Source organism: Streptomyces sp. NPDC058239 (genome assembly GCF_042882185.1).
GTDB lineage: Bacteria > Actinomycetota > Actinomycetes > Streptomycetales > Streptomycetaceae > Streptomyces.
Genome location: NZ_JBHVWS010000066.1, coordinates 1 through 12,956, shown reverse-complemented (window position 1 = coordinate 12,956; position 12,956 = coordinate 1). Strand labels below are relative to the sequence as shown.

Genomic DNA, 12,956 nt, shown 5'->3' with positions numbered 1-12,956 from the left:
GCAGGACAGAGCTCCCCGGCCCTGTACGAGCACGTCGCACAGTGCGGCGGCAGCGACGTGCCGCACTGCGGGAAGTAGATTGGAGCGGCAGTCGGCCCTCTGCGAGGTAACCCAGTACACGGCGTGGCCATCAGGTAAAAATACTTTTGTCCGGCTGAGCCGGTGCAAGATTTTCACCGCGCGGTGCATCCGGGCGTAGCACGGCATCGCCATCCTGGAGAACTTGGCAGTACGGGCCCGCCACCTCAGCCGCCGCGAGCACGTCACCGACACCATCCAGGCCGTCACCGATCGGTTGTCCCACCAGTCTGTCGAGCACCGTGTCGGTGGTCGTCAGACAGGATCGCCAGCGCTTGGTGGGCGTCAGGCTCGGCGTTGTCGCTGCTACCGCCAGCCGAGATCAATGGAACTGTCCGTAGTTGTCGTTGCGTGGAGGACACAACGCATGGTTCGTGTGGGTAGGGTTTCGGCGTGGACCTTGAGAAAATGCGGACCTTCCTCACGCTCGCCGACGCTGGGCGGTTCCAGGAAGCGGCCGTCGGGTTGGCAATCACTCAGCAGGCTGTCTCCAAGCGTATTGCCGCGTTGGAACGTGGCCTTGGCGTGCAATTGTTTCACCGCACTTCGCTGGGTGTCGAGCTCACCATGGACGGGCAGGCATTCTTGTCTGCCCGCGCGGGAGGTTATGCGTGTTGCCGAGCGCGCTAAGGCGTCGGTGCGCAGTGAGGGCCGTCCGTTGAATGTCGATATGGGTTCGGAGCACAGTGCGGCGTCGCGCCTCATGTGTGGTTTTGGCCATGCGTACCCTGACGTTGGCTTCGATGTGGTGAGGCTGGGCGACACTGATGCCGCTGTCGCTGCTTTGCGATCCGGTGAGATCGACGCGTCGTTTCGTGCAGTCTTCGCGACGAGCCAGGAAATCTCGCCGGATATCGGGAACGTTCGGGTTCTGGACGAGGAGCTCCAGCTTCTCACGGGCTCTCGGCATGCGCTGGCGGCGAGAGAGTCGGTGACGGTCGTTGAGCTCGCAGAGCACCGCATATGGGTGAGCGACTTAATTCCGGGCACGGAGCGAGCCGCTTAGTTCGACGACCTTTTCGCCGAACTCGGTGTCACCGTTGAGGCCGTTGACCTCAGATTCGGTTTCGAGGAGCTCGTCGACACCATTGTTGACAGTCCGGCGCCAGCCACTTTTGAAGGAGCTAAGAGCGCGCTCGTTTGGCCGACGGGCCACGGTCTACGGCGCATTCTGGTGACAGATCCGGTCCCCGTCTACCCGTACTCGCTCATTTGGCAGCGGGAAAACCCACACCCGGCGCTGAAAGTTCTCCGTTCCTGCCTCACCGAAGTTGCTGCAGGCAGCCAAGACACGGGTGGCACCTGGATTCCCTCCTGGATGGCCTGACTTCGCGTCTGCTTGTCACGACGTGGAGAAAGCCGCAAGGGAGCGATGAAACACGAGGCGTTGGGACCTCGATGGCATGGGAGAACCGGAAGGTGTCCCAGTAACTGGAATCCACCGAGGTTGCCGCATCGGCGTCGTGGGGGCCGGTGCGTGGACGGATGGTATTTCCGGCGGGTTTTCTCCCTGTGGTCAGGGGTCGCCTGCGCGGTGTGTCCCAGTGCTGAGCTATGTGGGCGGTTCCGTTGTCATGAACAACTTCAGGCCGTTCTCTGCGGCTTGAAGTCGGAGGGGCGGACGGTGCTGATTCTGGCTCGGGACTCTCTACTGACGCGTAGAGCGCCTTTCGCTGGGGGGTTATGTCTTCAACCTGCCCGATTGGTGGCGAAGCCCTTGTATGGCCGGACCGGCAACACCCGTCCGCTGGGATGGAAATGTACCTTGTTCGGGCGTCTTGTCTCTTCGCCGCCGAGCCCGGACCTGGTTTGCTCCCGGTTGGCCTGAACAGGTACCACGGCATGTTCGTTTGTACCTTTGTGCATTTCGTGCCCTGTTCGGGAAAGGGTAGGGTCGGGCACCGCACCGGGTGTGAGTCGGTAGGACGAATCCGGTGGCAAGCGGTCGATCAGTTCGGAGCCTGAGCCGGTCGGCCCTTGGTCCAGAACCTCCTGCTCAGCCTTGATGAACTCGCGCACTGCGTCTCGCCTTACAACTCCTGGTGGCCAAGTGCTCTTATATCTGTTCGGAAAGCGACGCGTGTGGCGAGCCCAGCGGCGTGAGCACCAGACTGAAAGGGCGCATCATGCCTATCACCAAGCTTGACGCCGGAACTGCTCTCGTCCTCATCGACCTGCAGAATGCCATGGTCGGCGCACCCTGCGTACCGTACTCCGGCGCTGAAATCGTGGCCCGGGCGGCCGAACTCGCGGAGGCATTCCGCAAGGTGGGCGCCCCAGTGGTCCTTGTCCGCGTCACCGAGGCTGAGGACAAGGCGGACGGGGCACCCGGGCGCAAGGACGCGCCGAGCTACGCGGGGGCCATGCCGGCCGGCTGGGACGAGATCGTTGAGGACCTCAGCGGTCACCCCGGCGATATTCTCGTCACGAAGCGCAACTGGGGGGCGTTCTACGGCACCGACCTGGACTTGCAACTGCGCCGCCGCGGCATCACCCAGATTGTGCTTACCGGCATCGCCACGAGCATCGGTGTGGAGTCCACCGCACGTAATGCCCATGAACTCGGCTATCACGTCACGTTGGCCACTGACGCCATGGCCGACATGAGCCCGGAGGCGCACAGCAACAGCATCGAACGTATCTTCCCGCTACTCGGGGAGTGTGGAACGGTCGGCGAGATCGTCGAACTCCTGGGGATGAGCCGTTGACGCGTCCTTCGACGGCCGCGGGCAGGGAGAGAGACCAGGTGAAGCTGTACTGACGCCAGGCAGGACAGCCGCGACGGAACCCACGCCGAGGGCGGACTGCCTGCGGTGAATCGGCAGTTTCTGGCGCACCGCAGGCCTCATCTCGTGGCCGGGCTGGTCGAATGTCCAGCCCTCATCGCAAGCCAGTGCCCCGCCCGGCGCTTTGTCCGTGGTCACCGTCCGCCTTGCCGAAGGCGTAGTCGCCTTAGCTTGGCGTTTATGGTGCCTGTCTGTCTGCGCCGGCCTTCATCGTGTCGGTTTTGCTGTGTTTTCTGACGGGGTGTTCGCGGGCCCGGTTCTTGTTCTTCGAGCCGACCGGCCGGCCAGGGCCCGCGGTGCCGGATTTCGGTGCGCTGGTCAGCTGAGGGGTCTTCCTGTGGAGGCGGCGAAATCCCCGGCGGACGCGCGAGGGCGTGAGGCGTCCATGTCGTGTCGGCCGTTCCCATGGCCGACGGAGGTCTTCGGCCAGGGGCCGGGCGAGGCGGAGTTGGGTATAGGCGGCGATGACCAGCCAGGTCCAGCGGTCCGCCGCGGCCGGGTCGCGGAGTTTCGGAGCGGTTCAGCCAAGGGTCTGCTGATCATTCTGAAGGTGTGTTCAAGGTCGAATCGCCGCAGAAACGATTGCCAGAGCCGGTCCACATCGGCAGCGGTGGCATCGCAACGTGACCACCACAGCCAGACCGGCTTGGGGTCCCGGCCCCCGGTCAGGTGGTCGACGCGGAGGTGTATCACTGTGCCTGCGACGACCGGATAGTTCGCCCTCGGGGTAGTCGGCCCACGCCGAGCGGCGGACCAGCAGCGGGTGCAGCTTGCCCCAGGCGCTGGCGATGGCCAGCCCGTAGCGGGTGGTTTCGGTGACCGTGGTGATCGCAGGGGCGGGCCAGGTGGTGGCGTCCTCGAACTTGAACTCCGGTCCGCGCTTGGGTTTGCGCCCGCGCTTGCCAGGTGGCTGGGGAGGTGGCGGAAAGTACAGGACGCGGTCCGAGCGCATCCGTCCCAACAGTTCGACGGGCAGGTCGGCCCGTCCGCAGCCCGGGGCAAGGCCAGTCCGGCCAAGGCCCTGCGCAGCCGCACCGCATCCAGTCGCCCGCAGTTCAACCCGCCATACAGAGCGCCATGACCACGCCGGTGTTCAGAAGCCAGTGACAACTCGACCAGCGTCTTCACCGGACCTTCCATGCACAGCAGAGCGTCGACCAGCTCGAACAACTCGTCGCCCCGCGCTTCCCAACAGTCATAGAGATCCCGTCGAAACCCGGACAACACACCAAGAGGGTCGACGCGGGCGACCTCGCCCAGCACACTCATTCACTCGGCCGTTCTGTGACGCTTCGAAGCTCGACACTCCGAAGAATCACGGGCGGCCGCGCCCGTTGTCAGGCGAACGGCAAACCTCAACAAGCAATGATCTTGTCGCGATTAAACGCCAAGCTTAGGCAAGGCGGACGGGTGCGACGGTGCCCGACGGGCCGTTGCCACGGGGCCGTGAGGGTATGCGGCAATGAGCACACACACGACACAGGGCATGTCGCCCACCGATGAGAGATTGCATCAGGCGCTTTGGTACTCCAGCGGCGGTTCGTGTCCTGAGCTGCGTTTTTGGTAGTGGCTGCGGCGGGCGGTGGCTTGGTGATGTCTTCTCCAGGCCGACCCGTTCAGTGCGTGGGTGACGGGGTCGCGGTCCGCTCGCGTGGCAGGAACCATTCTCCGAGGCGCATGGAGTGCTGTCTGACCCCGCTCTTCAAGGTGGTGCAGACGGTTGGTCTCATGGTGTCCAGTCCGGAGTCCAGACGTCGTCGCGATCCGTCGTCCGGTACCTCGCGTGGAGATATTCGAGGAAGCTGGCGAGCACCGGGTGTGGGTTGTCTGCTCGCCAGACCACCGAGAGCGGGTAGACCGGTGCGGGGCGGGCGACCGGGATGCGGCAGAGGTTGTAGCTCTCGGGCCATAGATAGCGTGTTCCTTCACCGACGAGGGTGGCGAGGCGGGCTGAGTCGGCGATTTCAGTGAGAAGTGATTCGGCCCCGAAGCTCGGCCCCTGAGTGTCGATGGTCAGTCCGAACGCTTGTGCCAGATCCTCGTAGTACCCGATCGGCTCCGCATCGGACATGCCCGGCATCCAAATGGGGTGTTGAGCCAGTTCGGCCAAGGTCACCCTCGCGGCGTTCGCCAAAGGATGCCGCGGGCCGACCAGTAGTTCGTGCCGTTCGTCGATGACACGCGATGACCGCAGTTCACTCGGCAGCATACGGGCGGAGGCGCGCAGGGACCGGAACGTGGCATCGAGATTGCCGTCACTGATTTCAGCCAGTGCCGATGCGGTGTCAGCGTTGGCCAGCGTGACGACATCGAGCTTGATCCCGGGGTGTTTCTGGTAGAAGTCTTGAAGGGTGTTGGAGGGTGCGATCCTGCGGCCGACAACATCGATGCGCAACGCCCGGCGCCCGGATGCCACGGCTGCCGTGGCACGCTTGGCGACACGGATCATGTCGTATGCGTGGGGCAGCAGTGCTTGCCCGTTCTCGGTGAGCCGGACACCTCTGGCGACCCGCGAAAAGAGCTCTACGCCGAGCTCTCGCTCCAGGCTCGCTACGCGCCTCGATGCTCCTTGCTGCGTGATTCCCAGATCATCGGCTGCTGCCTGGAACTGGCCGGTTTCCGCGACGGTGACGAAGGTGCTGATTGCATCGAGGTCCACGTGGCAGAACCTACCTTCACCGAGGCAGCAGCGTGACGCACCGCTCGTTCTTCTGTGGGTGACGAATCTGACGCTCAACGGGTCAACGGGTCTCCTCGTAGGGCGCGCGGCGTCCCGTCTGCGGAAGCATGAGTCAACGAAGGTGCCGGGCCGGCCGAGGCGGTTCATCGAGCCGGGTGCGAGTTGCTCGCCTGGTCGTCTCGACTGTGCTCACCCGTGGCGAGGGGGAAACCGGTAACAGCGGATCGGCTGCGGCCCGGTTACCGCAGGTGGGGTCCGACTCGGAACCGCGCCCAGGGTGAGACAGCGGTCGTTCTTTTCGGTTCGGTGATTCCAGCACCGAACGAATGAAGGAGCGCCGTCGCTCATACCGTTTTTGATGGGGATATCCGGAAAGGAAATTGATCAGTAATTTTTCTGTGGCTTTCAGACCACTCAGCCGGCGAAACGGTGAACGTGGAGATCGGTGCAGTGATATAGGAACTCTCGCTAATTATGGGTTGTGGAGCGTACGTTTTATGGCTGACATGCGCTCTCGCTTTCAAATTATGGACAAAGGTCCACTGTACATCCACGATGTCTCGCTGTTAATAATGTAGCGAGGTTGTCTGGATGGCTAGATTTGAAGGGGAACCAACGTGACGAAAGCGACGCCCTCTGCCACGCCCTTCGTTGTCGGGGAACAGCACATCACGAACTTCCGAGAGCACGGATTCGCCCATATCCCGGGTCTTCTGCCCGCGGACGAAGTCGCCAAGTGGCGTGAGGTTGCGCTGAAGACGATCGAGGAGGATGGAAGGCGGGCCGGCATGGGCGGCGGCGGCACCGCTCTGAGGACCACGTCGGACCCGTGGTGGAAGCACTACAGCTTGAGCGGCCTTGTCCGCCATCCTCTCGTCGGTGCCGCGGCGGAGCAGTTGGCGGGCACTGCGATGAGGGTGTGGAGCGGGCAGGCCTACGCCAAGCATCCGCACGACGAGGTGCCCACCATCTGGCACGAGGACCTCACGCTCACGCCGCTCGAGTCGCCGATGAACGTGAATGCATGGATCGCCCTGGTCGACGTACCAGTAGAACGCGGCTGCCTCATCTTCCTGCCGGACTCCCACAAGCGGCCTGGCAAGCACCGCGCCGAGATGTCCGCCGTCAAGAGTCACGCGACGACCTACATGTTCGCCGAGTGGCCTGAGCTCGAATGGTTTCCGAGGGTCACGGTGCCGGTACGGGCCGGAGACGTCACTTTCCATCAGAGCACCGTCGGACACGCGAGCGGCGGGAACACCTCGGACGGTACCCGTCTGGCTTTCATCATCTCCTACACGGGTGCTTCGGCGATCTATCAGCCACGTCCCGGTCATCCTCGGATGGACGAGGACCTGGAGGCCGGTCAGCAACTGCCCGATGGCCGCTATCCGCGGGTGTCGGACCTGATGTAGGAGTACGCGGTCGATGTCTGCCTTGACTACTCATATCGGCATGTCCCTTGATGGATTCGCTGCGGGGCCGCACCAAAGCGCCGAGAATCCGGTTGGTGTGGGTGGCATGCGCCTGCATCAATGGCTGATCGGAACCAGGGCCTGGTACGAACACCGGGGGCTCGAGGGCGGGGAGGAGTCGGTTGACTCCAAGGTCCTTTCCGATGCCATGCACGGGATCGGTTCCTACATCATGGGACGGAGGATGTTCGGAGGCGGTGACGGTCCCTGGGACGTCTCCTGGCGTGGCTGGTGGGGCGAGGAGCCGGCTTTTCACGCGCCGGTGTTCGTGCTCACTCACCATCCGCGGGAGCCGCTGGTGCTGAAGGGCGGCACCACATTCACCTTTGTCACCGACGGTATCCATTCCGCGCTCGAACGGGCACGTGAGTCAGCCGGCGGCCAGAACGTCTCGATCGCGGGCGGAGCGAAGGTGGTGCAGCAGTACCTCGCAGCCGGGCTTCTCGATGAGTTGACCATTCATCTCAGACCGATCGTACTGGGAGCTGGAGAGAGGCTGCTGGAGAGTGTGGGGGACCCTGTTCTCGAGCCGATGGACGTGGTCTCTTCGGCGGAGGCGACGCACATCAGATACCGGGTCGTTCACTGACCTGCTCCGGCTCGAGAGCCGTGCGCGACTGGCCGCGGCCTCGCCCTTTCAGGGCGGGCAGGCAGGTCACGAGGCAACCAGCTGGGGTTCCTTCGTGTGCCGGGGGCGCCCCTGCCGAGGGAGTAGCAGCGGTGTGACGAGGATGGCCAGGCCGGCGAGGGCGATTGCGACGCGCGGACCCGTGAAGCCGGCCAGAACGCCCCAGAGGGCGGTCAGGGCCGCGGTGCTGGCTTTGCTCGCGACGGTCCAGGCTGACAGCGTGCGAGCGACAAGGCCCGCCGGGATCTGATTGAGCCGGTAGGTAGCCAGCACCGGACTGAACACGGCGCAACAAGTGATCAGCCCGAATTCGACCGCGATGACGAGAACGAGGCCGGCGAAGCCTGGGCGGACGAAGACCAGTCCGATCAGCCAGCAGGCGCGTGCGATCCCCGCGATGGTCATGATTCGGTGCTGCCCGAATCGCGGCACGAGCTGACGGGCCAGCCGCGAGCCGACGAGGCCGCCCACGCATGGGGCTGCGAACGCGAGACCGTACTGCCAGGGGCTGAAGCCGAGTTGGCCGAGCATAAGGATGGCCATCAGCGGCGAGACCGCCATGATCAGGCCGTTGACCAGCAGAACGTTGCAGAAAAGCTTGCGCAATTCCGTAGGAGCCAGGATGAAGCGCCAGCCTTCGAGCAGATCGGACAGACGCAGCCGCTGACCCTGGGTGCGTGTCGGCTGCTGTTCCTTCTCCCTGATGGCCTGGATGCCCGCTGCCGAGAGCAGGAAGCTGACCGCGTTGGCCACCACCGTCACTACCGGGCCGAGCAGTCCGATTGCCGCACCGCCGAGCGGTGGTCCGAGCATGGCCGCCGTCCACGCGGTGGACTCGAACCGTCCGTTGGCCGCCAGCAGGTCGTCGGGGCGCACGAGGGCCTTCAAATACGCACCGCTCGCCGCGGTGAAGGTGATGTCGGCGGCACCGACGAGTACCGATACGACGAGCAGCTGGGCGAAGCTGAGCGCTCCGAGTGCGTAGGCTGCGGGAATGGTCAGCAGCGCTGCGAACCGGACCACATCCATCGTGATCATGACTGGCTGCTTGCGGCGGAACTCCACCCATGGACCGAGCGGAAGCGCGATCAACGCGCCTACGGCCGGACCGACGGCGGCCAGAGCGGATACGGCGCTGGGCTCGGCATGCAGCACCTGGATCGCGATCAAGGGGAAGGCGTCGAACGCGAGCCATGTGCCGCAGGTGCTCACTGCATACGCCAGCCACAGCCACCTGAATTGCTGTGGCAGCGCCTGTTCGCCGCGCATCCCGTGCTGGCTCCGTTCGATCGGAAGATCCCGCCCTCGACGAGGGGGATCAAAGCCGACATCCGGCAGCCCGGTCAAACCAGTGGTACCAGCTGTGCTCGCCGCAGCGTTTCAGACCGGCCTCAACTAAGTCCACTCAGCCACGAGTCCACGGTGCGTGCGGTACCTTCAGCATGCTCCGCGACGATCGTGAAGTGGTCGCCGGGGATCTCCAGGTCCGTGTCGCAGTGTGCCCATCCAGGTCCCCAATCGCTGTCGGGCAGAGGTTTGCCGTCGGAGTCGGGCAGTGCGTCGCCGGCGCGCAGGAACAACGTGGGTACCTCGAGACGCGTCGGATTCCAGTCGCTGAACACGGAGAAGTAGCCGCCCATGGCGGTGAGTGACACGTGGTCGGTCGAGACGAGCTCGCTGCGCCGTGCGAAGAGTCCGTGGGTGAAGGCCTGATTGAGCCGGGGGTTCATTTCGCGGGGCAGGTAGGTGTCCAGCAGTACGACACCGCTGGGCGGGAGAGCTGTGTGAGTCAGGCGTGCGGCTACCTCGTGGGCGATCCAGCCACCGGACGAATAGCCCAGTAGGGCGTAGGGCCTGCCGTCAGCCTGCTCCAGCACCGCCTTTGCCTGCACGCCGATGAGGGCCGCCACGTTCGCCGGAAGTTGCTCACCGGCCGCGAATCCGGGTTCGGGCAGTACCACGGTGCTGCGGCCGTCACGCAGAGCGGAAGCGAGACGCGCGTACTGATGTGCCCCCGACATTGCCACCACCGCGGGGAAACAGAACAGCATCGGCTCGGCAGATCCACGTGAAAGGGGAACCGGGTGCGGCCGCCGGCCGAGTTCGGCCGCTGTGCTGAATGCGGGACGGAATCTGGCTGCCATGCTCACCAGTTCTATCCCTTCTTCTATTCTTCCTTCTTCGCACGCCTGGGCGAACAGTGCGCCGAGTATGTCCTGGGGGGCTGCGGAAGCCGGATTGCTCGCACCCAGCTCTACGGAAAGGTAGTGAACGAGAACGGGAGCGGTCGGCTGTTCGAAGATCAGGCTCGCCGGCAGGCGCAGTCCGGTTCTCAGTTCGAGTCGATTTCGCAGATCGACGGCGGTCAGCGAGTCGAATCCGAGTTCGGAGAAGGAACGATCGCCGTCGAGTGTGTCGGCGGAGGAATGGCCGAGGACCGCAGCCGCCTCGCGGCGGACCAGGTCCAGGAGTGCTCCGTGGCGCTCGTCGGCCGGCAGCCGCCCCAGCTGGGACGCCAGATTTTGTTCTGTTTGTTGCTTTTTATTCTCTGGTCGGCGGACCATGTTGTGCCAGATATGCGGCATCGTGCCGTTTTGCGAGGCAGCGCCCAGTGCCGGGAAATCGGCGTGCACCGGCACCAGCAGCGGCTCCGGACGGGTCAGCGCGACATCGAACAAGGCCAGTGCTTCTTCCGGCTGCAGCGGTATCACGCCGGCGCCCTTGAGCCGTCGTTGACCTGCGGTCATGCCTGACTCGGTCTCCCACGGACCCCATGCGAGGGAATGGGCGGGCAGCCCGCGGGCGGCTCGGTAGGCGGCGAAACCGTCCAGGGCGCTGTTCGCGGCGGAGTAGGCGGCCTGGCCCGCGGAGCCGAGGACTCCCGCTATGGAGGAGAACACCACGAAGAGGGTCTTGTCATCGGTGAGTTCGTGCAGGTGCCAGGCGCCGTCGAGTTTGGGTCGCAGGACGCGGAGCAGTTGATCAGTGGTCAACGAGGCAATGACGCCGTCATCGAGTACGCCGGCGGTGTGAACGACAGCGTGCACCGATCGGGTGGCGAGCAGCGCGGCGACCTGATCCCGGTCCGCGATGTCGCAGGCGGCGACGTCAACTCGGGCTCCGGCGCCCTCCAGTGCGGCGCGCAGATCCGGCATGTGCCCACTGCGGCTCACCAGCAGCAGGTCGCGCACGCCGTGATGGTCCACGAGATGGCGCGCCAACAGCTGTCCCAGGGCTCCCGAAGCACCGGTGATCAGAACGGTCCCGGCCGACAGGTCCACCTGTGCCGGGCCAGGGGCGGCTACGGGGACGAACCGGGGTGCCCGCGCGACGCCGTCGCCGATGACGATGTGCGGTTCATCGGCGGCGACTGCCGTGATGAGCGCCTGGCTGCTGAGGCGGCCGGTACCAGGATCGATGTCGACCAGGGCGACCCTTCCCGGGTGCTCGGCCCGGGCCGTGCGGACGAGTCCTGTGAGTGCGGCAGTGACCGGGTCGGTCGTGGCGCCCCGGGTGATGAGGACGAGGCGTGACGTGTCGAAGCGCTGGTCGGCGAACCAGGTCTGCAGGAATGTGAGCACGCGGAGGGTCAGCTGTGCGGTGGCCGCCGGTACGTCGAGATCGTCCGGAGCGGTCACTGTGAGGAAGACAGCCTCGGGCGTCGTGCCGGACGCTGTGACCGCCGTACCGAGACCCGCCGGGTCGGCGTGCTTCTCCACCCGGATGCCGGATGCCTGGAGCAGTGACGTCAGCCCGATGTCGTCCTCACCGAGCATGACCCACCATGAGGGACGGAGATCCGCTGGGGGGAGAACCTCCCACTGCACATCAAGCAGCGACCGCGCGATCGTCGTGTGAACACGGTCCATTGGCATGCTGCGCAGGGTGAGGGAGTCCACGCTGCCGACACTGCGTCCCGCGTCGTCGTACAGCCGTAGCGTCACCGTGTCGCTACTGGTGGCCGCCAGCCGAACGCGCAGGGTCTTGGTGCGCGTGGCATTCACCTGCACGCCGCGCCATGCGAAAGGAAGGCGCGGACCGGATCCGATTCCCCCGAGGAGTTCACCGAACCCGATGGCGTGCAGCGTCGCGTCCAGGAGCGCGGGGTGCAGGACATGCCCGCCTACGTCGACACCCTCGGGCAGCGCGGCTTCGGCGAACACCTCGCCCTGTCGTGACCACGCACGGCGCAGACCCTGGAAGACGGGGCCGTAGTCCAGGCCGTGTGCCGCCAGCATGGAATAGGCCGACGAGAGGTCGATCGGACGTGTGTCCGGCGGGGGCCAGGCGCTCGGGCCGTCGTCCGCGTCCGACACGACAGCTGCGGCGAGGACGGCGCTGGCATGCCGGCTCCATGTGCTGCCGGGAGCGGACGCCCGGCTGTGCAGGCGCACCGCTCTGCGGCCCGCCTCATCCGGTGGCGCGATCGTCATGCGGACGTCGAGTGCGGTGTCGCTCCGTATGATCAACGGCGTTTCCAGCGTCAGATCGTCCAGCCGGGGCAGTCCGCACACCGAACCCGCGTGCAGCATCAGGTCCACGTACGCGGTGCCTGGCAGCACCACTTGTCCCCCGACGGCGTGATCGGCCAGCCAGCGATGCAACTGCGTACCGATGCGGCCGCAGAACGTCAGCCCCTGGGACTCCGGATCGGATACCGCGACGCCCAACAGTGCGTGATCGCTGCTGTCGAGGCCCGCGGTGCTGAGGTCGGCCGGTCCCGTGCCGTGGTGATCGAGCCAGTAGCGCTTGGTTTGGAAGGGGTAGGTGGGGAGGGGGGTGTGGTGGGCGCCGGTGTTGTGGAAGTAGTGGTTCCAGTTGGGGTTGGTGCCGTTGGCTGTGAGGTGGGCGAGGGCTTTGGTGAGGGTGTGGGGTTCGGGTTGGTCTTTGTGGAGGCTGGTGAGTGCGGTGCTGGGTAGGTGGGGGAGGAGGGAGGCGCTGGGTCCGATTTCGAGGTAGGTGTCGGTGTGTGGGTTGGTGTGGTGGAGTGCGTCGGCGAATCGGACGGTGTGGCGGGCGTGGTGGATCCAGTGTTCGGGGTCGGTGTGGTCGATGGGTTGGCCGGTGGCGGTGGAGATGAGGGGGGTGGTGGGTGGGTTGCTGGTGAGGTGGGTGGTGATGTGGCGGAGTTCGTCGAGGGCGGGGTTCATGAGTGGTGAGTGGAAGGCGTGGGAGGTGCGGAGCCAGGTGGTGCGGTGTTGGTGGAGTTGTTGGGTGATGTGGGTGAGGGTGTGGTGGTCGCCGGCCAGGACGAGGGAGTGGGGGCTGTTGATGGCGGCGATGGCGACTTTGTCGTCGAGGCCGTGCAG

General features: G+C 65.2%; 8 protein-coding genes and 2 pseudogenes. 4 read left to right on the top strand and 6 right to left on the bottom strand.

Annotation, left to right across the window (positions count from 1 at the left end):
- Positions 1-130: 130 nt before the first annotated feature.
- The gene (locus ACFVYE_RS40920; RefSeq protein WP_383969476.1) at positions 131-319 is read right to left on the bottom strand and encodes a hypothetical protein; all 189 of its coding nucleotides are present in this window, start codon (positions 317-319) and stop codon (positions 131-133) included.
- Positions 320-471: 152 nt separating this feature from the next.
- Between ACFVYE_RS40920 and ACFVYE_RS40915 the strand changes: the two are divergent.
- Positions 472-1,405, top strand: a pseudogene (locus ACFVYE_RS40915) (LysR family transcriptional regulator).
- A gap of 362 nt (positions 1,406-1,767) precedes the next feature.
- On the opposite strand, the gene ACFVYE_RS40910 reads toward ACFVYE_RS40915, so the two are convergent.
- Positions 1,768-2,097 carry a hypothetical protein gene (locus ACFVYE_RS40910; protein WP_383969479.1) on the bottom strand — a complete coding sequence of 110 codons (330 nt, stop codon included), beginning with the start codon at positions 2,095-2,097 and terminating at the stop codon, positions 1,768-1,770.
- Between the two features lie 107 nt (positions 2,098-2,204).
- Here ACFVYE_RS40910 and ACFVYE_RS40905 point away from each other — a divergent pair, with 107 nt between their 5' ends.
- The gene (locus ACFVYE_RS40905) at positions 2,205-2,786 is read left to right on the top strand and encodes a hydrolase (protein WP_383969496.1); all 582 of its coding nucleotides are present in this window, start codon (positions 2,205-2,207) and stop codon (positions 2,784-2,786) included.
- Positions 2,787-3,042: 256 nt separating this feature from the next.
- Here the strand turns inward: ACFVYE_RS40905 and ACFVYE_RS40900 are convergent.
- Positions 3,043-4,133, bottom strand: a pseudogene (locus ACFVYE_RS40900) (transposase).
- Positions 4,134-4,590: 457 nt separating this feature from the next.
- Entirely contained in the window at positions 4,591-5,523 is a 933-nt protein-coding gene (locus ACFVYE_RS40895; protein ID WP_383969482.1) for a LysR family transcriptional regulator, read from the bottom strand.
- 638 nt (positions 5,524-6,161) lie between these two features.
- Between ACFVYE_RS40895 and ACFVYE_RS40890 the strand changes: the two genes are divergently transcribed.
- Both ACFVYE_RS40890 and ACFVYE_RS40885 read left to right on the top strand, forming a co-directional pair.
- On the top strand, positions 6,162-6,959 hold the full coding sequence (locus ACFVYE_RS40890) for a phytanoyl-CoA dioxygenase family protein (RefSeq protein WP_383969484.1): 798 nt from the start codon (positions 6,162-6,164) through the stop codon (positions 6,957-6,959).
- Between the two features lie 13 nt (positions 6,960-6,972).
- Positions 6,973-7,608, top strand: coding sequence for a dihydrofolate reductase family protein (locus tag ACFVYE_RS40885; protein ID WP_383969487.1), 636 nt, complete (start codon positions 6,973-6,975; stop codon positions 7,606-7,608).
- Positions 7,609-7,674: 66 nt separating this feature from the next.
- Here the strand turns inward: ACFVYE_RS40885 and ACFVYE_RS40880 are convergent, their stop codons facing one another.
- Positions 7,675-8,916 carry an MFS transporter gene (locus ACFVYE_RS40880; protein WP_383969499.1) on the bottom strand — a complete coding sequence of 414 codons (1,242 nt, stop codon included), beginning with the start codon at positions 8,914-8,916 and terminating at the stop codon, positions 7,675-7,677.
- Positions 8,917-9,038: 122 nt separating this feature from the next.
- The coding region (locus ACFVYE_RS40875; RefSeq protein WP_389608648.1) for an SDR family NAD(P)-dependent oxidoreductase at positions 9,039-12,956 on the bottom strand (3,918 nt) is incomplete at its 5' end.